Genomic DNA, 20876 nt, shown 5'->3' with positions numbered 1-20876 from the left:
TTAAAAACTTTCTATTTTCCAAGCTGAAAATTTGTAGTTCTAAAGTAAAGATTCAACTTAACCTTTCCCTTTCTTGAATTACAATGCAATTATATTCTAAAGAGTTATAAAACTGAAAAAATAAACACGTAAAAGTACACGTTATAATACGTATTTTTATACGTATATGTGTTATTTTGGTGTTTTTAATATGGTTATGTTTGTGTGTGAGACATTTTAAATAGTTCTATAAACTCAGTTTTATTTTTCACTTCAGTTTTTTTGAAAATATTAGATGCATGTTTGGAAATTGTTTTTTCAGTAACAGACATCTTATTTGCGATGTCTTTATATTTCGTATAATTTAAAATAAGAGTTGCTACTTCAATTTCTCTATTTGAAAATTGATAGTTTTTAAATTGTTGAAGAATTTTATATTCTATTTTATGTAAAACTTCATCATCATCAAGATGATTTAAAACTTTATAGAGTTTACTTTTTAATAATTGAAGATTGTTTTCTGAGAAATATTTTTCAACTAATTCATCATAAGTTTTATTAGGGTTCGTTAGAATTAAGTATATAATTTCTTTCTCTTTATCATTTATATGTATTTTGTCTTTAGCAGAAGAATTCATTTGTTTTTTTATACGAGCATTAATGTCTGTTAGGTAACGAATTTTTAAGATATAAGATATCGATACAGAAATGAAACCTAAATTAAAAACAGTGTGTTCTATAGGTTGATTATCTCCAAAAATAATGATTGTTAAGGGGAAAGATATTAAACTTAACATAGCAAAAGCTCCGCAAAATATTCGTGCTTTATAATACCAGTTTTGTTCTTTACTAAAATCGTTGTATAAATAATAATTAATATTTGATAGTGCAGCAAAGCATATAAGTATCGGGATAATTAAAAATAGATTGCGAGAGATGTTTAAATTGTAGGTTATAATGTATGGAATTATAAAAAGAAATAAAAAATCTAAACCTAAAATTGCTAAAACAGTATTTGCACTTAAAAATTTGACAGGTTTAATTTTAAAATCTTTATAAAGATAATATAGAAAGTAAACAGCACAACTAATGCCTACTGTATAAGCAATAATATCTTGAGCTATTCTATTGAAGTGTAGGTTTTCGTCTGGAATTATACCAGAGGTTATGTTATATGCTAAAAATGAGATTACAACAAAAATGTATCTAACTCTATCTTTTTCTTTCGGGTTTCTTAACCAATTAAAAAATGAAAGGAAGGATATTGTGATTTGTAATAAAATGAAAAAGAATGTTATAGGGTGTATTTGCGTTCCGAACATTTAAAAATCTTTTCTTAAAAAATATAAAGGGTAGTTGAATTCGTGAGTTTTTTTGAAAATTGTAAAACCGAATCGTTTATATAGCTTCAAATTCGATTCTGAAGTGGTTTCAATAATACAAGGTAATGTGTTGTGTTTATGATATTCAAATACTTCTTTAATTAGTCTTGGTCCTATGCCTTTTCCTTGCATTTCTTGTGAAACTCCTAATACTAATGGATGAATATGTGGTTCGTTAATATGATACTTTTTTAGCTGTTGTTCACGTCTTAAAACTTTTAGGATTTTATTGAAACCGATTGTTTTTATAGCTAGTTGTATGTCCCAACAAATGGTTTTATAGGTGTTTTTTTTGTTATGAGGGTATACAATAAGTAAACATGCATTTTCATTATCAGAAATATATACTTCTCCAAAAGAATAGGCTATGTTGAACATATATTCAGCCAAAAATAAAAGACGCTTACTTCTGTTTTTATCTTGCTTTACTACAAAGTTAATAGAGTTAGCAGTTGTGATATTTACGAATGAACTATGTAGGACTTTAGTAACTAGGTTTTTATCTTTTTGAGTAGCTATTCTCATTAATAACAATTTTAATGAACTCAAAGGTACAGATTTCTATTTTTTAAGAATAATAAAAGTTAAAGAATTAAAACCTAGGTATTCTTCTCTTTCTTTACATAAGAATTAGTTACTTTTGGTTTTGTAAAAAAGAAAACATTTGAACTTCGAACTATTCATAGCAAAACGAATCATTGCTGGAAAACAGTATAAAAGCAGTATTTCATCACCTATCATAACCATTGCTACCATTGCTATTGCTCTTGGGGTGGCTATTATGTTGATTGCGGTATCAATTACCTCTGGATTTCAGAATAAGGTGCGCGATAAAATGACAGGTTTTAAAGGGCATATTCAAATTGTAAATTACGATAATAACAATTCAGATGTTTCTACAGTTCCGATTGATATTAATCAAGAGTTTTATCCAGAATTTAAAAACATTGACGGAATAAAAAAAGTACAACCGTTTGCTAATGTTGGAGGAATAATTAGAACTCCTACTGATTTTGAAGGAATCATTTTCAAAGGAGTTACTGCCGATTATGATGTTACTTTTTTTAATGAGTGTTTGGTAGAAGGTCGTCTACCAGATTTTACACAAGATAGAAATCGAGAAATTCTCATTTCTGAATCCATCGCAAATCGATTACATTTTAAACTAAACGATACAATTCAAACATGGTTTGGAGCTCAAAATAGCAAGTTAAAGTTCAAATCTAGAAAGCCAATTATTGTGGGAATATACAATACAGGTTTTGAACAGTTTGATAAGATTATGTTGTTGGGAGATTTAAGAGAAGTGCAGAAAATTAATCGTTGGAAAGATAATGAGATAGGAGGTTTTGAAGTATTGATTGATGATTATGACAAGCTTAAAGAAAAGGGAGATGAAGTGTATACAAGTATTGGAGCAACCTTAAATAGTATTACAATTGTAAGTAATTACCCAGCTATTTTTGAGTGGTTAAAACTATTAGATAATAATGTGTGGTTTATTATCGGGATCATGGTATTAGTTGCAGGAATAAATATGGTAACAGCATTGTTAGTGCTTATTTTAGAGCGTGTACAAATGGTTGGAATTTTAAAAGCATTGGGAAGTGTAAATTGGAGTATTCGAAAAATATTTTTATACAATGCTTCTTACTTAATTTTTAAAGGATTGTTCTGGGGAAATCTTATCGGACTTAGTATTCTTTTAACCCAAAAATATACGAAGTTAATAAGTCTAGATCCTGAAACTTATTATGTGTCAACAATGCCTGTAGATATTAATTTCTTGGCAATTTTATTGTTAAACATGGGTACGTTAGCATTATGTTTTTTAATGTTGATTGTTCCTTCATATATTATCACAAAAATCCGCCCTTCAAAATCCATTCGATTTGCTTAGTTTTGCATAACATTAATAAGATATGAAGTACGCAAAAAATATATTAGAAACTATTGGTAACACACCTTTAGTTAAATTAAACTCAGTAACAAAAGAAGTAAATGCTTTAGTATTAGCTAAAGTAGAAACGTTTAATCCAGGAAACTCTGTGAAAGACCGTATGGCGTTGAAAATGATTGAAGATGCCGAAGCAGATGGTCGTTTAAAGCCAGGAGGTACCATTATTGAAGGTACTTCAGGAAATACAGGAATGGGATTAGCATTAGCAGCTATTGTAAAAGGGTACAAGTGTATTTTTGTAATTTCAGACAAACAATCTAAAGAGAAAATGGATATCCTACGTGCAGTAGGAGCAGAGGTAGTTGTTTGTCCTACGAATGTAGAACCAGATGATCCTCGTTCGTATTATTCTGTTTCTAAACGTTTAGGTAAAGAAACGCCTAACTCTTGGTATGTAAATCAATACGACAATCCGTCAAACGCACAAGCACATTACGAGCAAACAGGACCTGAAATTTGGGAGCAAACCGATGGTAAAATTACACATTTTGTTGTTGGAGTAGGAACAGGAGGAACGGTTTCAGGTACCGCTAAGTTTTTAAAAGAAAAAAATCCAAATATTAAAATTTGGGGAGTAGATACGTATGGGTCTGTATTTAAAAAATATCATGAAACTGGTATTTTTGATGAAAATGAAATTTACCCATATATAACAGAAGGAATTGGAGAAGATATTTTACCGAAAAATGTAGACTTTTCTTTAATTGATGGATTTACGAAAGTAACCGACAAAGATGCTGCAGTTTATACGCGTAAAATAGCGAAGGAAGAAGGTATTTTTGTTGGAAACTCAGCAGGATCAGCAATCAAAGGGTTGTTACAGTTAAAAGATAAGTTTAAACCAGATGATGTAGTAGTAGTGTTATTTCACGATCATGGAAGTCGTTATGTAGGAAAAATGTTTAATGACGATTGGATGCGTGATAGAGGTTTCTTAGAAGAAGAAATTACTACAGCAGAAGATTTAATTAAAGATCATATAAATAAACCATTAGTAACTGTTCAAACAGAAGAATTAGTATCGCATGCTATTGAAAGAATGCGTGCGTTTAAGATATCACAAATACCTGTAAGAGATGTAAAAGGGTTTATTGGATCGGTAGATGAATCGGTACTATTACATAGTTATTTAGAAGATAAGAATATTGCAGAAAAACCTATTAAAGAGGTAATGGGTAAAGCATACCCTACAGTTAAAAAATCAGCTTCTATTGATGAGGTGTCGAAGTTAATTAACAAAGAAAATCAAGCAGTGTTAGTTGATTTAGAAAACGGAAAACATCATATCATTACTAAATATGATATTATTAGAGCTATTTAAGTAGTTTCATCATAAACATAAAACAGAAAGCCCGCTCAATTGAGCGGGCTTCTTTGTTAATCAACTAATTCAAATAATTTACACAATGAAAACAATATTACTTGCTTACGGTATTGTTGTTTCCAATATCTGTGCCAAAATTACGAATTAACCTAATATCTTGTATATTGGTATTTGATAATTCACAATTTTTTAACTTTAAAAAGCGGTTAAGTTAAAAAATACACAATAAATATGTGTTTCGTTAATAAAATTTTAGTAAAAAAGTTAAAATTTTAACTAGCATGCTTATGTGCTTTATATGAAGATCGTACTAATGCACCACTTTCTACATACATAAAGCCCATTTCTAATCCTAATGTTTCGTATTTTTTGAATTGTTCTGGTGTAATAAACTCTTTAACAGGTAAATGTTTTTTACTAGGCTGTAAGTATTGACCAATAGTTATCACATCTAATCCAACACCACGTAAATCTTTCATGGTTTTTATAACTTCGTCTTCAGTTTCTCCTAAACCAAGCATAATTCCCGATTTGGTTCTCATTCCATTGTCTTTTAAATATTTTAAAACACCTAAACTACGATCGTATTTCGCTTGAATACGAACTTCACGAGTTAAACGACGTACAGTTTCCATATTGTGAGAAACTACTTCTGGAGCTACTTCAATAATACGGTCTATTAATTTTTCGTTTCCTTGAAAGTCAGGAATTAGAGTTTCTAAAGTAGTATTTGGATTAGCCCTACGGATAGCTTGTACCGTTTCAGACCAAATAATAGAGCCTCCATCTTTTAGGTCATCACGATCAACCGAAGTAATTACCGCGTGTTTAATATTCATTAATTTGATAGAGCGAGCTACTTTTTCAGGTTCATCCCATTCAACAGTATTTGGACGCCCTGTTTTAACACCACAAAATCCGCAAGAGCGTGTACAGGTATTACCTAAAATCATAAAGGTAGCTGTACCTTCTCCCCAACATTCTCCCATATTAGGACAGCTTCCGCTGGTACAAATGGTGTTCAATTTATATTTATCAACAAGCCCTCTTAGTTCTGTGTATTTTTTCCCTACAGGTAATTTTACACGTAACCATTTTGGTTTTTTTGTTCTTTCTGGTGTTGCTACTGTTTCGTTTGCCATTCCATAAAAATTGAATTGCAAATTTACGAAGAAAAGATTTATAAACTAAGTAAAAACCAAATACTAAACCCGAATAAAAAAATGATTCCTATTAGGCTTAAAATACGTAAACCTAGTCCTGGTCGGTATTTTTTTGGTGTATGTTTTCCTGTAATTAAAATGTAATTTAAAATAGCATAAAAAGGGGCTGTTAAAAAAGACAAAACGGTTGCAATTCGTACAAGAAAAATCATATCACTTAAAAAATAGTTTAGAATAACAGTAGTTCCTAGCGTTAATAAAAGTAACCAAAACCAATATCCAAGTTTTATTTTTTTAGGGAATAACAATTGATAAGATTTTTTCATTGCTCTTGGAGAAGCATCTAAAGTAGTGATAGTAGTACTAAACATAGTTGTAAAGGCTGCAACTCCAATAAATACAGAAGAAAATTCTCCTAAATTTTTAGTATACAAATTAATTAATTGAGAAGCAAAAATAGTTCCTTTGCTAGAAAATGATTCTCCAGATTGATACATGACCAATCCACCCAACATAATAAAACAAACTCCTAAAAATAAAGCTCCGATATAACCAATATTAAAATCGAAAATAGCCTGCTTAGGTTTAATTTTTTCAAAAGTAGCCTTATCTTTTTCTACAGACCATAAAGAGTGCCAAATAGAAATGTCTAAAGGAGCAGGCATCCATCCTAAAAAGGCTATTAAAAAGGTTACTTGCGCAGTTCCGCTCGGTACTATTTGTTGAAAGTTAAAACCTTTATCCGTTTTAAACAAGGCAATACTAACAGCAATGATGGTACTTATGGTTAATATAACAATAATATATTTCATTAAGTTATCTAAAAGTTTATACTTTCCTATCCCTAAAAAGATAATACTTACAAGCATAATAATTATAGACCAACTAACCGAGTTAAGAGGAAGTCCAAAAAGGTTAGATGCCAAACTAGCCGTAACGATAGTTACTGCTGCTTGTATGGTAAACATGGTAGCAAAATTTAAGATAAAGTAGCTAGCCAAAACTCCTTTACCTAGTTTTTTATAACCATCGAGTAGAGTTTCACCTGTGGCAGTAGCATACCTTGGCCCAAATTGAAAAAAAGGATATTTAATAATATGTACTAGTAAAAGTGCCCAAAGTAAACCAAAACCAAAATCGGCACCTGCTCTAGTAGATTGTACCAAATGAGAAACACCAATAGCAGCGCCAGCAAATAATATTCCGGGACCTAATAGGCCTAAGATAGATTTTTTCATTGAGGAGGGTGGGGTTTAGTAAGCTAAAAAATATGTTTAAACTTTTTTGAGTTGTAAAAAAATAGTTTTAAAATCATAAAAACCTGAACTTTAAAGGTTTTGCAATTTATGATTTCTTTATTATTTCAGCTAATAATTTTTTAGCACGTAGTAACTTAACCTTAACATTGTTCATAGGCTCTTCTATTTGTTCAGAAATTTCCTTATAACTTAGCTCTTGGAAATAACGAAGATTGATGACTTCTTGGTACTTAGGTTTTAACTTTTTAATGTCTTTTAAAAGTTTTGCTAAGTTTTGTTCGGTAATAATTTTATCTTCAGGTGAAGGAGCATTATCAACGACGGAATACACCTCTTTTTCTTGTTCTTCAGTAGTTTGTGTGTAAATAGTAGATTTTTTCTTTCGAAGAGAGTCGATGTAAACATTTTTCGAAATGGCAATTAACCAAGTTTTAAACTGATATTCTTCATCAAAAGTTTTAATTCGATCAAAAGCTTTTGAAAAAGTTTGAATGGTAATATCTTCAGCATCATTATCGTTTTGAGTTTGTTTTAACTGAAACGCATATACACTACTCCAAAAAGTATCTAATAAATAATTGAAGGATATTTGATTTCCTTTTTTTGCTTGTTGAATGTGATGTAGTATTTTCTCTTGATTTATTTCCAATGCGTAGGTTTCGAAATTTGATTTGATATAAAGATACTAATTTGCAGTAATACTAAACAAATATCAAGAAATGGTAATAATAGAATAATATTTTTTTCATGTAACTTGGAGGCTGATTTGCCAAGAACAACGTACTGAATAAGAAAATAACTAATTATAAAAGGTAGGGATAACTTCCAGTTAAGAATAGTTGTATAAATTGCTAAAAGATAAAAAAGAAGCTTTGTAAGAGTAAAAAGTCTGAGAAAAAACCGAGGTTTTAATTTGTATAAAGAAAAAAGAATTGACGTTTGTTTTTGTGAATAAAACCATTCTTTAAAAGAAAGGTGTTTGTTTGAAACTACAAAGCTGTCTAGTTTAATTGAGTAAGTAGTATTATTAGTTGTTGCGGCATCTTTTAAAAATAAATCTGCTTCTCCAATAAATGTATTTAGATGATTAATGTAACCATTTACTTTAAAAAACACACTCTTAGTGTAGGCAAAGTTGTGGTTGGTAGCATTATACGGATTCCTGAATTTCACAAAAGATAATGATTGAATAGTTCTAAGTAGATGATTAAAACGGATGAGCAAGTTACTAAACGAGTTTTTCTTACGCTTTAGTTTTTGATAGCCAATTACGATAGTGTTTTCTTGTGAAAAATTACTAGCTATTTCATGAATCCAATTTTTTGATAAAGCTTTACTATTTATTTCTGTAAATAAGAGATGCTCATGAGTAGCAGCTTTTACGCCTAAAGTTAAGGCGTACTTTTTATTCCCCCAAAAAGCTTCAGTATTTTCTACATTAACTACTTTGATGTTGGAATGTTTTTTCTGCAACGTTTCTATTATATCAAGAGAGTTGTCTGAAGAGGCATTATTAACTAAAACAATTTCAAAAGAAGAATATTTTTGTTTTGTTAAGTTTTGAATAGAATCAATTAAGACATCAGCATTATTCTTTACATAAACTATAACTGATACAGGGATATTTACATCGGTATTTATTTTTATTTTATTTTGACCATAAGCAAAAGTTAAAAAGAATAAATAATACAGTACCTGAATAGCTGTAACTACTACAAAAGTGTAGAACAGAATTGTAAAAATCATAAAGAAAGTAAATGGTTAGTTGAGTATTGCTTAGCTTAATTATGTTGTGGTTCGCTACATGTATCGAACTGATCTGGGGTTTTACCACAAAACCCACAAGCTTCACCACTCTCATTTAACATTGGGTTTTGACTAGCACAAGTACCAGCAAACTCTCCGTCTTTTTTTGCCCAAATTTTAATGGCAATTCCAGCAAATGCTAACGCTAATAATCCTATGGTAACAAAAATTAATTTCATGATATATTGTTTTGTACTTGCAAAGGTACAAACTTCCTATTTTTTCTATATGAAATTAAGTGAGATTTATAAGATTGTGACTTTTGTGTGTTTGAGGGTCTTAATTATATATCAATATAATTTTAAAAACATGAATATGAAAAAATATTTTGCTGAGTTCTTCGGAACATTTTGGTTAGTTTTTGGAGGTTGTGGTAGTGCTGTTTTTGCAGCAGGATTTCCTGAGTTAGGTATTGGTTTTACAGGTGTTGCATTGGCATTTGGTTTAACAGTATTAACTATGGCGTATGCTGTTGGGCATATTTCTGGAGGCCATTTTAACCCTGCTGTTACTATAGGTTTATGGGCAGGAGGAAATCATACAGCAAAGGAGGTGTTTCCATATATCATTTCTCAATTAGTTGGTGCTTTGTTGGCAGCTTCTTTTTTATATTTAATAGTAACAGATAAAGACAGCTTCGAATCACTTGGAGGTTTTGCAGCAAACGGTTATGGAGAGTTATCTCCAGGAGGTTATAACTTAACAGCAGCTTTTATAACAGAGTTCTTATTAACTATGTTTTTCCTTCTAATTATTTTAGGAAGTATTCATAGAAATGTGCCAAAAGGTTTTGCACCTATTGCTATTGGTTTGGGTTTAACTCTTATTCATTTAATAAGTATTCCCATTACAAATACTTCTGTAAATCCAGCTCGTTCTTTGAGTCAAGCATTGTTTGCTGGCGAAGGTTATTTATCACAAGTGTGGTTGTTTTTGATTGCACCGATTGCAGGAGCAGTGGCAGGAGGTTTCATTTATAAAACTTTGTTTGATAAAGAATAATAATTAATTACATAAAATAAAATAAAAGGAGCGCTAATTTATACTAGCGCTCCTTTTTTTATTGAATGATATTAACTTCTATTTCAAGGTTAATATTAAATATGTCTTTAATAGTCTGTTGAATTTTTTGCGCTAATTTGTAAATTTCTTTCCCTTTAGCATTACCATAATTCACTAAAACTAAGGCTTGTTTTTCGTGTACTCCATAGTCACCAAAACGCTTTCCTTTAAATCCGCTTTGTTCAATTAACCAACCAGCAGGAACTTTAATTTCAGTGTCTGAAATCACATATGAGGGAATGTTAGGGTATTTTTTTTGAAGTATTTCAAATTTTTTTTTAGAAATCACTGGATTTTTAAAGAAACTTCCGCTATTACCAATTTCTTTTGGATCGGGTAATTTTGACTTGCGAATAGTAATAACGGCATCAGAAATATCTTTAATGGTAGGAGTTGTAATTCCTTTTGAAGATAATTCAGATTCTATTGTTCCGTAAGAAATATTAAGTTTATGACTATTTTTTGTCAATTGAAAACTAACAGAAGTTAATATGTATTTTCCTTTAGCATTATTTTTAAAAATAGAACTTCTATATCCAAATTTGCATTCTTCCGCAGTAAAAGAAATTAACTTTCCTGTTTCAATTTCAACAGCTTCTACTTTTGTTATAGTGTCTTTTACTTCAACTCCATATGCTCCAATATTTTGGATAGGGCATGTGCCTACGTTTCCAGGGATAAGCGATAAGTTTTCTAATCCTCCATAGTTTAGAGAAACACACCATAATACAAACTCATGCCAATTTTCACCAGCATTCACAGTTATGTGAACATCATTAAGGTTTTCTTGATTTATCGAAATTCCTTTAATATCAATATGAACGACTAAAGATTCAATATCTTTAGTAAGTAACATATTACTACCACCAGAAATTAAAAAGATGTCTTTTTCTTCTTTTACAAGTTGTTGTAATTCATATACTGAAGTAATAGAAACAAAACGTTTGGCATTTACATTAATACCAAACGTATTGTATTCTTTTAAAGATATGTTTTTTTGAATATTCAATTAGCTATTGTATTGTTCTAAAGCAGTTTTTAGTATTTTAACCGAACGTTTTAAATCAACTTTATTTAAAACATAGGCAATACGAACTTGATTTTTTCCTTCACCTTCGGTAGAATAAAATCCACTTGCAGGAGCCACCATAACAGTTTCGTTGTTATCGTTAAATTTTTCTAAAATCCACTGTGCAAAATCATCGGTATCATTTACTGGTAATTCAGCTACACAGTAAAAAGCTCCTTTAGGGTTTGCAACTTTTACTCCATTAATTTTCTGCAATTCAGTAATTAATGTATTTCTACGATCTTCATATTCTTCAATAACTTCATCAAAATAACTTTGAGGTGTATCTAAAGCCGCTTCACTGGCTAACAAAGCATAGGTTGGCGGACTTAAACGTGCTTGCGCAAATTTAATAGCAGTATTGATAAATTCTTCATTTTTAGAAACAATACAACCAATTCTTGCACCACACATACTATAGCGTTTAGAAACAGAATCAATCATAATAGCATTTTGTTCTAAACCTTCTAAAGTCATTATTGAATTATGTTTTTCACCATCATATGTAAATTCACGATATACTTCATCAGCAATTAAAAATAAATCATGTTTTAATACAATTTGTTTCAATTTTTCAATTTCTTCCTTGCTATACAAATATCCAGTTGGATTTCCAGGGTTACAGATTAAAATTGCTTTGGTTTTAGGAGTAATTAATTTCTCAAAATCTTCAATTGCAGGTAAGGCAAAATTGTTTTCAATTTTAGAAATAACAGGCACTACTTTTACTCCCGAAGCAGTAGAAAACCCATTATAATTAGCATAAAAAGGTTCAGGGATAATAATTTCATCTCCTGGGTCTGTGATACTTCCAATACTAAATAACAAAGCTTCTGAACCTCCGGTAGTTGCAATAATATTATTTGCGGTTACATGAATGTCGTTTTTAGCATAGTAGTTAGCTAATTTTATTCTGTACTTTTCAGAACCTTCAGACCTAGCGTATGATAAAACTTCAAAAGTATTGTTTTTTACAGCATCTAAAGCAACTTTTGGTGTTTTAATATCTGGCTGACCAATATTTAAGTGATAAACTTTTGTTCCGTTTTTTTTTGCTGCCTCTGCATAAGGAACCAATTTACGAATTGGTGATTGAGGCATAGCATTCCCTTTACTAGAAATAGATGGCATGTTGTATTTAATTAGTTGTTTGATTGGCAAATTTGCGAAATATTTTTGATAAAATCAGGTTGTTTCTAAGGAAAAAAACGGTTAAAAAAATCATAAAAAAGAGAAATTATGAAATGAAGATTGTATATTTAAGACTAAACCATAAAACTATTTTACTTTGAATAAATTATTACTATACTTTTTCATGCTATTTTTTAGTGTGTCTGTTTTTTCGCAACGAAAATTTCAATTTTTTGGAAAAAACACAGATAAACAGTCAATAAGATTTCGTTTAATAAATAATTTAATTGTTATTCCGTTAGAAATTAATGGGCATCAATTATCATTTATTTTAGATACCGGGGTAAACAAAACAATTTTATTTAACCTGACGTCAAATGATAGTATTGGATTAAATAATGTGAAAAAAGTATTTATTAGGGGGTTAGGAAGCGGAGAGCCTGTTGAAGCATTGTTTTCGAGAGGAAATAATTTCAGAATAAAAAATATAGTAAGTTATAACCAAGGATTGTACGTTATTTTAAAAGATGCTTTTGATATTTCAGCAAAAATGGGAACGACAATTCATGGTATTATAGGGTATGATTTATTAAAAGATGTTATTGTTAGAATTAATTATGTTAATAAGAGAATAGATTTTTATAATCCAAAAACATATAAGAAACCTGTATGTAAAAAGTGTGAAAGCTTTCCTTTACAGTTTTATAGGAATAAGCCTTATATAAATACAAAAGTGCAAGTAGATACAGTAGGAAACAATATGTTGCCAGTAAAATTATTAATAGATACTGGAGGAAGTGATGCTGTGTGGCTTTTTGAAGGAACAAAAGATGAGTTAAAAACGCCCAAAAAATTTTTTAAAGATATAATTGGGGAAGGGTTTAGTGGAACTATTTATGGAAACCGTAGTAGGATTCCAAAAGTAGTAATAGGAAAGTTTAAAATAGAAGAACCAACCGCATCATTTTTAGATTCATCATCTACATTTAATGCAAGACAGTTTAAAGAGAGAAATGGTAGTATTGGAGGAGCTATTTTGAAACGTTTTAAAGTTTGGATAGATTACCCTAATAGTAGGGTGATACTCAAAAAAAATGCTTCTTTAAAACAAGGTTTTTATTATAATATGAGTGGGTTGCATGTAGTGTATGATGGGCAAGAATTAATAAAAGAAAAAGCTTTAACAAAATATGTAGATACTTATAACTCAAGTGATCAAACACCTAAAAAAAATGTCATTTCATTTGTAAATAGTTACTTTTATCGTTTTAAGCCCAAATATAAAATAGATAAAATTGTAGTGAATTCACCTGCATTTAAAGTAGGGCTTTTAGAGGGAGATGTTATAAAAAAAATAAATGGCAAGGCAGCACATGAGTTTCATTTAAATGAGATTATAGATATGTTTCATACCAAACCAGGAAAGAAAATAAAGATAGAAGTAGAAAGGGCAAGTGTTAAGTTGAAGTTTGTATTTAAATTAGAAAAAAGGTTATAAAAAAAACTCAACCAATCTGGTTGAGTTTTTTTATAAAGTAGTTTTTTAACTATCGGCTTACTGTGTTTTTTAACTTTTTACGATAAAACCTTTAATTTTAACCATTTTTCTTTTTTTCTTTGCGTTAGAAATAATGGTAATAGCCTTAGAAAAACCTCCTGGTCTCTTAGTATCGTAAGAAACTTCAATTTGTCCTTTCTCACCTGGCATAATTGGCTTTTCTGGTTTTGTAGGAACTGTACAACCACAAGTTGATTTTATATCTTCTATGATTAATGGAGCATCTCCTACGTTAGTGAATTCAAATACACGCTTCCCTTCAGACCCAAGAACTACTTTTCCATAGTCAATAGTCTCAGTTTCAAATTTAAATTCTTGAGCGCTTACTGTTAAAGTAATAAAACAAACAGCTACAAATGATAAAATTGTTTTCATAATGTTAAAATTAATTTTTTTAAGGGTATTAACCGTTACAAATTTAGTATTATTTATTTAAGTTATAAAAAAAACAACTTCTAATTTTCTGTACCTCACAGATAGTTGTATTTTTGCTAATTGAATTTCAAAAACAATGCCAAAGGTTAAAAAATGTTAAATTATTTAACCATAAAGATACATATAATATATGAATATTCCATCAAAATATAATTCTAGAGAAGTAGAGGGAAAGTGGTATGACTACTGGATGCAACATAATTATTTTCATTCAGAAGTAGATGAGCGTGAACCATATACTATTGTTATTCCACCACCAAATGTAACAGGAGTATTACATATGGGGCATATGTTAAACAATACTATTCAAGATGTATTAATACGTAGAGCTCGTTTACAAGGAAAAAATGCATGTTGGGTTCCAGGTACTGATCATGCTTCAATTGCTACTGAAGCAAAAGTAGTAGCGAAGTTAAAAGAACAAGGAATTAATAAAAATGATTTAACTCGTGAAGAGTTTCTCGCTCATGCTTGGGAATGGAAGAATGAATACGGAGGAATTATTCTAGATCAGTTGAAAAAACTAGGAGCTTCCTGTGATTGGGATCGTACTGCGTTTACGATGGATCCTATGTTGTCAGAATCGGTAATTAAAGTATTTGTAGACTTATATAATAAAGGACTAATTTATCGTGGATACCGTATGGTAAATTGGGATCCAGAAGCAAAAACGACACTTTCTGATGAAGAAGTAATTTATGAAGAGCGTCAAGGGAATTTATACTATTTACAGTACGATATTGTAGGTTCTGATGAAAAAGTAACCATTGCAACTACACGTCCTGAAACTATTTTAGGAGATACAGCTATTTGTATCAATCCGAATGATGAACGTTTCACTCATTTAAAAGGAAAGAAAGCAATTGTACCTTTATGTAATAGAGAAATTCCAATTATTGAAGATGAGTATGTAGATGTTGAATTTGGTACAGGTTGTTTAAAAGTAACACCTGCTCATGATGAAAATGATAAAGTTTTAGGAGATAAGCATAAGTTGGAAATAATTGATATTTTTAATGAAGATGCAAGCTTAAACTCCTTCGGATTACATTATGAAGGGAAAGATCGTTTTGTGGTTCGTAAAGAAATCACCAAAGAATTAGAAGAGAAAGGATTTTTAGTGAAAACAGAAGTTCATACGAATAAAGTAGGAACTTCAGAGAGAACCAAGGCAGTAATAGAACCAAGATTATCAGACCAATGGTTTTTGAAAATGGAAGAACTAGTAAAACCAGCTATTGATGCTGTTTTAGGAGAAAATAGAGAGGTGAAGTTATTTCCAAGAAAGTTTGAAAATACGTATCGTCACTGGATGGAAAACATTCGTGATTGGAATATTTCTCGTCAGTTGTGGTGGGGACAACAAATCCCTGCATTCTATTTTGGAGATGGTAAAGAAGACTTTGTAGTAGCTGAAAATATAGATGATGCAGTAAAATTAGCAAAAGAAAAAACAGGGAATATCTCATTAACTGCTTCAGACTTAAAACAAGACCCAGATGCATTAGATACATGGTTTTCTTCTTGGTTATGGCCGATGTCTGTTTTTGATGGAATCCGTAATCCAGAAAATGAAGAAATTAAGTACTATTATCCAACAAACGATTTAGTTACAGGGCCAGATATTTTATTCTTTTGGGTGGCACGTATGATTATTGCTGGATATGAATACAAAGATCAACGTCCGTTTGAAAACGTATACCTAACAGGATTAGTACGTGACAAGCAACGTAGAAAAATGAGCAAATCGTTAGGAAACTCACCAGATGCTTTAAAATTAATTGAAGATTTTGGTGCAGATGGAGTTCGAGTAGGACTATTATTAAGTGCTGCAGCAGGAAACGATTTATTATTTGACGAAGATTTATGTCAACAAGGAAAAGGATTTGCTAATAAAATTTGGAATACCTTCCGTTTAATTAAAGGATGGGAAGTAGATGAAAATTTAGCACAACCTGAAACAGCTAAAATAGGTTTAGCTTGGTACGAAGCGAAGTTTAATAAAGTATTACTTGAAATAGAAGACCACTTTAGTAAATACCGATTATCGGATGCGTTGATGGCTATTTACAAATTAATTACTGATGACTTTTCGTCTTGGTTATTAGAAATTGTAAAACCAGGATACCAACAGCCGATAGATGCTAAAACATATAAAGCTGTAATAGAAGTGTTAGAAAATAACTTGAAAGTATTACACCCTTTCATGCCTTTCTTAACAGAAGAAATATGGCAGCACATCACCGAAAGAACTCCAGAAGAAGCATTGATTATTGCAAAATACCCAACTGTAGGGAAAACAAACAAAGAATTGATAGCTAATTTTGAGTTTGCAACAGAGGTGGTTTCAGGAATTAGAACGATTAGAAAAGACAAAAATATTTCGTTTAAAGATGCTGTTGAATTAGCTGTGGTAAATAACGAAAACTATACTAAAGATTTTGATGCGGTAATTCAAAAGTTAACTAATGCTTCCGAAGTTACTTATGTATCAGACAAAGTAGAAGGAGCTGCTTCATTCCGCGTGAAGTCAAACGAATATTTTGTCCCAATTTCATTAGATACGATTGATGTTGAGGCAGAACTAACAAAACTAAATGTAGAACTAAAACGTGCAGAAGGTTTTTTAACGGGGGTTCAAAAGAAGTTGTCTAACGAGCGATTTGTGAGCAACGCACCAGAGCAGGTAATTGCTTTAGAGCGTAAAAAAGAATCGGATACCTTAGCTAAAATTGAAACGATTAAAGCTAGTTTAGCTTCGTTACAATAGAAAAAAAGTGTGTTGTCCTAAAATAAAAAATCCGCTGTAAACTTACAGCGGATTTTTTTATTTATTTTTAGGTTATTCTATTCTATTTTTTTAGGTTTGAAACTATTTAAAAAATGCTATAATTATATACTATGACTTATTACTTTATTTACTCAAGAATAAGAAGCCTTTGTTCTTGTTTATTTTTTTTATTTTTTTCACTTACCGTTACTGCTCAAAAAAATGTGAAAGTATGGGATGCTCTTTTAGATAATAACAGAAAAGAGGCTCTTAATTTGGTTAACCAATTAGATGCTGAGAAAGACATTGAGATTTTGATGTTAAAAAAATTAGTGGAAAGTGAAAACGGAATGATGCAGTCTGACTCTAATTTTTTAAATGAAGTAACGACTTATAAAAATTATGAAAATTACATGTTTTCTAATTGGACTATGACTTATTTCTTTAGTGATTATTTAGAAACAGGTTTTAGTTCTGAAACATTTAATTTACCGCACTTAATAGATGCTTCAAAAATACAAAACTCTACAGTTAAGAATGGACTTTATTATTTGCAAGCAATATCTAAAAGACATCAAAAAAAGTGGAAAGAATATTATTCCTTAATGAATAAGGTTAATGCTATTAATGATTGGGAATATTGTGGTGTTTTTGAAAACTTAAACTCTAGTGGTATAGATATGCCATACCCACCAGAAGAAGAGGTATCAAATAAAGTTGTTTTTGATGCTCAAAGCAATGGAGATACTCAATGGTATAAATCACCTAATGAAATTAGTCCATATAATTTTTTTACTAACCATTCTGAATATGGTTCTGGTGTTCATTATGCTCAAACATTTATTAACTCTCCAAAAAGTCAAAGAGTAAAGTTAAAGCTAGGTAAAGGAGGTTTAATAAGGCTATGGTTAAATGATGTATTAATTCTAGAAGGAGACGATAAATATATTACAGAATTAGATGCGTATACTTATGAGGTAAATTTACAAAAAGGTGTTAATAGAGTTTTAGTTAAATTAGCTACAGAAGGGAGCACTCCTTATTTTATATTACGATTAGAGGATTTAAACGAGAAACCTCTTAAGAATTATAATATATCTTTTAAAAATAGAAAATATACAAAAGGTAGTCTAGAAAAAGTTAATGCTATACTAAAACCTCATAGTATTGAAACTTATTTTAAAGAAAAAATAAAAGATTTAAAAAATGATATTAATTTAACAAGGTTTTGTTTGTTTCTTACCTATTATAGAAATGGTAAAACAGAAAAAGCAATACATCTTTTAGAGGAATGGTCTAAGGAGCATCCTAAGAGTTCTTTAATTAAATCATGCTTAATAAAATGTTATGATGCTAAAGGAGATCAAAGTACCCTTAAAAAGTTGCAAAACAATATTAAAAGAGAAGACCCGAATTATTATCTATCCTCTATTTTAGAATATGAAAACTTTGACGAATTAATGAGGTTGGATATTAAAAATTATGAAGAGAAACTAAAAAAAATAGGAAACTCTGTAGATTACCCATTTATAAAAACAGTATCGGAGTTTATGATCTTGCTACGTCGTGAGAACAGACAGGAAATGAGAAATAAGTTAGATAGTTTGTTGAATGATAGTACGTTACCAACTTCTATGAAACCTGTTTTTGCAGAGTTTTACTCAAAACTATTTAATGACGATAATGCAACAATAAGTATACTTGAAAAGTACAACGAATCTGAATTAAATTCAGAAGTGGTAAAATATTTAGCATATTATTACAAAAAACATAATAGAATTGAGGATCTTGTTAAGATATACACAGAGGTTATAAATAGGTTTAAAGATGATAATAATTTTATATATGATTTAGTACAGGTATTGCATGATACTGACCAGTTTAAGGAGTCTTTGCCTTTTGTAGAAAAAGCACTTATAAATTATCCAAATTCATTTTTGTTTTTTAAGTTGAAAGGAGATATACATACTCAAATAGGAGAGAATGATAAAGCTATAAGTTTATATAAAAAAGCGTTAACTAGAAGTCCGTCTAATAAGAAGCTTAGAGGTAGAATTAATGATTTGGAAAATAAAAAAAGAGCTTTAAGTGAGTTTGCTTTAAAAGAGCCTTATAATTTTATTAAAGAAGGCAGAGGAAAAGGTACAGTTAATAATTACGGAGTTAATATTTTATTAGATCAGTCAAATGTATTGAGTTATAAAAGAGGCGGGGGTGAACTTCAAGAAACGTTTATTTATGAGGTAACTTCTAAGAATGGGGTTGAAATATTTAAAGAATATAATCTTGGTTTATCAGGAGACTATCAAATTAAAAAAGCAGAAATAATAAAACCAAATGGAGAATCAGTACCAGCAGATCGCAAGGGATCTAACTTAGTTTTTACAGGATTAGAAGTTGAAGATGTTATTTATATCGATTATGAAAAAACGTATTCAACTTATGGAAGGTTTTATAAGGATTATATATTAAGTCATAGTTTTAATGGCTACCATCCTGTGGTAAGAAGTGTCTATAGGTTTTTAACTTTAGATAAAGAAGTAAATCATCTAGTAAAAAATGGAAGAGTAGAGTATAATAAGTATAAAAAAGGAGAATACTATATTCATGAATGGAAGTTAGAAAATGCGCCAAGTATTCCTGTTTCAGAAGATTATATGCCAGCTTTTAACGATGTTGTGACAAGATTAAGTATAAGTTCCATTAGCTCATGGAATGATATAGCGATATGGTATTCAGATATAGTAAGAAAACAATTAAGAGTAGATAAGAGAGTTGAAGAAACATTTAAAGAAATATTTCCAGAAGGTTATGATCAATTGTCTGAAAATGAAAGAGCAAAAAAAATCTATTATTACATTACAGATAATTTAAATTATAGCCATGTAAGTTTCAGGCAAGGAGGTTATGTTCCTCAAAAACCGTCTAAAACAATAAAAACTAAATTAGGTGATTGCAAAGATTTTTCATCATTATTTTTAGTTTTGGCTAAAAAGGCAAAATTAGATGTAAATATGGTGTTGATATTAACATCAGATTATGCGAAAAATCAATTACTTCTTCCTAGTACAGATTTCAACCATTGTATTGTAAAAGTAAAAATAGATGGCAAAGATCAGTTTTTAGAACTTACAGACAAAACCCTTCCTTATAAGTCTTTACCAATGTCTCTTCGTGAAGCTACAGCCTTAGAAATACCTTACGATAATTCTAAAATAAATATTTATGAGTTGTTTAAGCTTAATAATGTCTCTAGAGAAAAGACTACTTTTAAAAGTGTAACAGAACTAGAGTTGAATAAAAAAGAATCTGATATAGAATTAATTACAGAAGTATCAGGACATTTAGCTTCTTATTATATTGATATACTGACGAATAAAAAAGGAAAATTGTTAGAAGATGAAATACTTGACGAAATTTCTAACAGAAGTACTAATCCAGTTAAGCTTATTAATATAGAAAGTATAAATTACAATAAAGAAAAAGGAGATGTAACGTATAAAACTAAGTTGACAAGCGATATAAAGATTAATAAAGTAGGAAGTTTACTTACTTTCAAAATACCATATTACTTAAACCCCTATAATAATTCAGTAATCCAATTAGATAAACGCTTATATCCTATTGATTATAGGAAATATGAAAACACAGACGATTATATAGAGAAAATAGTAATAAGTTTAAAAGATAATCAAGAGTTTGTAGATGTACCAGAGGATGTTAATTATTCTTTTATGAATCATACATTTTCTATTTCATATAAATTAACAAAAAAAAATGAACTAGAAGTAGGTATAGTGGCGCATGTAACTACCGACTTGATAAAACCAGAAGATTATTCAAAGTTTAAGGATTATGTGACAAAAATTTTAGATACTAGAGATGTTTTAGTATCTTACAAATAAGCTATTTAATGGGGCTTTAAATGTGAAAAATCCGCTGTAAACTTACAGCGGATTTTTTTATAATTGTTTTCTG

General features: G+C 30.0%; 16 protein-coding genes. 6 read left to right on the top strand and 10 right to left on the bottom strand.

The window, feature by feature from the left end; genetic code table 11:
• Nucleotides 1–194 precede the first annotated feature (194 nt).
• Together ACKTSW_RS00945 and ACKTSW_RS00940 are read right to left on the bottom strand one after the other, a co-directional pair.
• The gene (locus tag ACKTSW_RS00945) at nt 195–1301 is read right to left on the bottom strand and encodes a helix-turn-helix domain-containing protein (protein WP_408023400.1); all 1107 of its coding nucleotides are present in this window, start codon (nt 1299–1301) and stop codon (nt 195–197) included.
• The gene (locus tag ACKTSW_RS00940) at nt 1302–1886 is read right to left on the bottom strand and encodes a GNAT family N-acetyltransferase (protein ID WP_408023399.1); all 585 of its coding nucleotides are present in this window, start codon (nt 1884–1886) and stop codon (nt 1302–1304) included.
• 139 nt (nt 1887–2025) lie between these two features.
• Between ACKTSW_RS00940 and ACKTSW_RS00935 the strand changes: the two genes are divergently transcribed.
• Nucleotides 2026–3261, top strand: coding sequence for an ABC transporter permease (locus ACKTSW_RS00935; protein ID WP_408023398.1), 1236 nt, complete (start codon nt 2026–2028; stop codon nt 3259–3261).
• A 22-nt stretch (nt 3262–3283) separates the two neighbouring features.
• Complete coding sequence (locus ACKTSW_RS00930; RefSeq protein ID WP_408023397.1) at nt 3284–4642, top strand: pyridoxal-phosphate dependent enzyme; 1359 nt, start codon at nt 3284–3286, stop codon at nt 4640–4642.
• 275 nt (nt 4643–4917) lie between these two features.
• Here ACKTSW_RS00930 and lipA read toward each other — a convergent pair whose 3' ends face one another.
• From lipA to ACKTSW_RS00905, 5 genes are all read right to left on the bottom strand, one after another.
• Nucleotides 4918–5787 (bottom strand): lipoyl synthase, encoded by an 870-nt coding sequence (gene lipA, locus ACKTSW_RS00925; RefSeq protein WP_408023396.1) that lies wholly within the window; start codon nt 5785–5787, stop codon nt 4918–4920.
• A gap of 38 nt (nt 5788–5825) precedes the next feature.
• On the bottom strand, nt 5826–7046 hold the full coding sequence (locus ACKTSW_RS00920) for an Nramp family divalent metal transporter (RefSeq protein WP_408023395.1): 1221 nt from the start codon (nt 7044–7046) through the stop codon (nt 5826–5828).
• A gap of 106 nt (nt 7047–7152) precedes the next feature.
• Complete coding sequence (locus tag ACKTSW_RS00915) at nt 7153–7716, bottom strand: RNA polymerase sigma factor (protein WP_408023394.1); 564 nt, start codon at nt 7714–7716, stop codon at nt 7153–7155.
• Entirely contained in the window at nt 7707–8813 is a 1107-nt protein-coding gene (locus ACKTSW_RS00910; RefSeq protein ID WP_408023393.1) for a glycosyltransferase, read from the bottom strand. Before ACKTSW_RS00910 ends, ACKTSW_RS00915 begins: the two co-directional genes overlap by 10 nt.
• A 35-nt stretch (nt 8814–8848) precedes the next feature.
• On the bottom strand, nt 8849–9052 hold the full coding sequence (locus ACKTSW_RS00905) for a hypothetical protein (RefSeq protein WP_028892532.1): 204 nt from the start codon (nt 9050–9052) through the stop codon (nt 8849–8851).
• Between the two features lie 136 nt (nt 9053–9188).
• Between ACKTSW_RS00905 and aqpZ the strand changes: the two genes are divergently transcribed.
• Nucleotides 9189–9875 (top strand): aquaporin Z, encoded by a 687-nt coding sequence (aqpZ, locus tag ACKTSW_RS00900; RefSeq protein ID WP_408023392.1) that lies wholly within the window; start codon nt 9189–9191, stop codon nt 9873–9875.
• Nucleotides 9876–9933: 58 nt separating this feature from the next.
• On the opposite strand, the gene murB is transcribed toward aqpZ, so the two are convergent.
• Together murB and ACKTSW_RS00890 are read right to left on the bottom strand one after the other, a co-directional pair.
• Nucleotides 9934–10944: a UDP-N-acetylmuramate dehydrogenase gene (gene murB, locus ACKTSW_RS00895; RefSeq protein WP_408023391.1), complete on the bottom strand. Its 1011-nt coding sequence runs from the start codon at nt 10942–10944 to the stop codon at nt 9934–9936.
• Nucleotides 10945–12135, bottom strand: a complete 1191-nt coding sequence (locus ACKTSW_RS00890; RefSeq protein ID WP_408023390.1) for a pyridoxal phosphate-dependent aminotransferase — start codon at nt 12133–12135, stop codon at nt 10945–10947. It abuts the gene before it with no gap.
• A 157-nt stretch (nt 12136–12292) separates the two neighbouring features.
• Between ACKTSW_RS00890 and ACKTSW_RS00885 the strand changes: the two genes are divergently transcribed.
• The gene (locus tag ACKTSW_RS00885) at nt 12293–13633 is read left to right on the top strand and encodes an aspartyl protease family protein (protein ID WP_408023389.1); all 1341 of its coding nucleotides are present in this window, start codon (nt 12293–12295) and stop codon (nt 13631–13633) included.
• A 69-nt stretch (nt 13634–13702) separates the two neighbouring features.
• On the opposite strand, the gene ACKTSW_RS00880 is transcribed toward ACKTSW_RS00885, so the two are convergent.
• Nucleotides 13703–14068 (bottom strand): DUF1573 domain-containing protein, encoded by a 366-nt coding sequence (locus ACKTSW_RS00880; protein WP_408023388.1) that lies wholly within the window; start codon nt 14066–14068, stop codon nt 13703–13705.
• Nucleotides 14069–14258: 190 nt separating this feature from the next.
• Between ACKTSW_RS00880 and ACKTSW_RS00875 the strand changes: the two genes are divergently transcribed.
• Together ACKTSW_RS00875 and ACKTSW_RS00870 are read left to right on the top strand one after the other, a co-directional pair.
• Entirely contained in the window at nt 14259–16898 is a 2640-nt protein-coding gene (locus ACKTSW_RS00875; RefSeq protein WP_408023387.1) for a valine--tRNA ligase, read from the top strand.
• 224 nt (nt 16899–17122) lie between these two features.
• Complete coding sequence (locus tag ACKTSW_RS00870; protein ID WP_408023386.1) at nt 17123–20803, top strand: transglutaminase domain-containing protein; 3681 nt, start codon at nt 17123–17125, stop codon at nt 20801–20803.
• The last annotated feature ends 73 nt before the right edge of the window (nt 20804–20876 follow it).

The sequence above is a fragment of the Tenacibaculum sediminilitoris genome, from assembly GCF_964513795.1.
In the GTDB taxonomy this organism is placed as follows: domain Bacteria; phylum Bacteroidota; class Bacteroidia; order Flavobacteriales; family Flavobacteriaceae; genus Polaribacter; species Polaribacter sediminilitoris.
Note: the sequence above shows the minus strand (reverse complement) of the source record. Positions and strands in the feature narration are given on the sequence as shown.

Bases quoted from the DNA above. Each gene is read 5' to 3' on its own strand.
- ACKTSW_RS00945 (WP_408023400.1), bottom strand. From the start codon at position 1,301: ATGTTCGGAACGCAAATACACCCTATAACATTCTTTTTCATTTTATTA.
- ACKTSW_RS00940 (WP_408023399.1), bottom strand. From the start codon at position 1,886: ATGAGAATAGCTACTCAAAAAGATAAAAACCTAGTTACTAAAGTCCTA.
- ACKTSW_RS00930 (WP_408023397.1), top strand. From the start codon at position 3,284: ATGAAGTACGCAAAAAATATATTAGAAACTATTGGTAACACACCTTTA.
- lipA (WP_408023396.1), bottom strand. From the start codon at position 5,787: ATGGCAAACGAAACAGTAGCAACACCAGAAAGAACAAAAAAACCAAAA.
- ACKTSW_RS00920 (WP_408023395.1), bottom strand. From the start codon at position 7,046: ATGAAAAAATCTATCTTAGGCCTATTAGGTCCCGGAATATTATTTGCT.
- ACKTSW_RS00910 (WP_408023393.1), bottom strand. From the start codon at position 8,813: ATGATTTTTACAATTCTGTTCTACACTTTTGTAGTAGTTACAGCTATT.
- ACKTSW_RS00905 (WP_028892532.1), bottom strand. From the start codon at position 9,052: ATGAAATTAATTTTTGTTACCATAGGATTATTAGCGTTAGCATTTGCT.
- aqpZ (WP_408023392.1), top strand. From the start codon at position 9,189: ATGAAAAAATATTTTGCTGAGTTCTTCGGAACATTTTGGTTAGTTTTT.
- ACKTSW_RS00890 (WP_408023390.1), bottom strand. From the start codon at position 12,135: ATGCCATCTATTTCTAGTAAAGGGAATGCTATGCCTCAATCACCAATT.
- ACKTSW_RS00880 (WP_408023388.1), bottom strand. From the start codon at position 14,068: ATGAAAACAATTTTATCATTTGTAGCTGTTTGTTTTATTACTTTAACA.
- ACKTSW_RS00875 (WP_408023387.1), top strand. From the start codon at position 14,259: ATGAATATTCCATCAAAATATAATTCTAGAGAAGTAGAGGGAAAGTGG.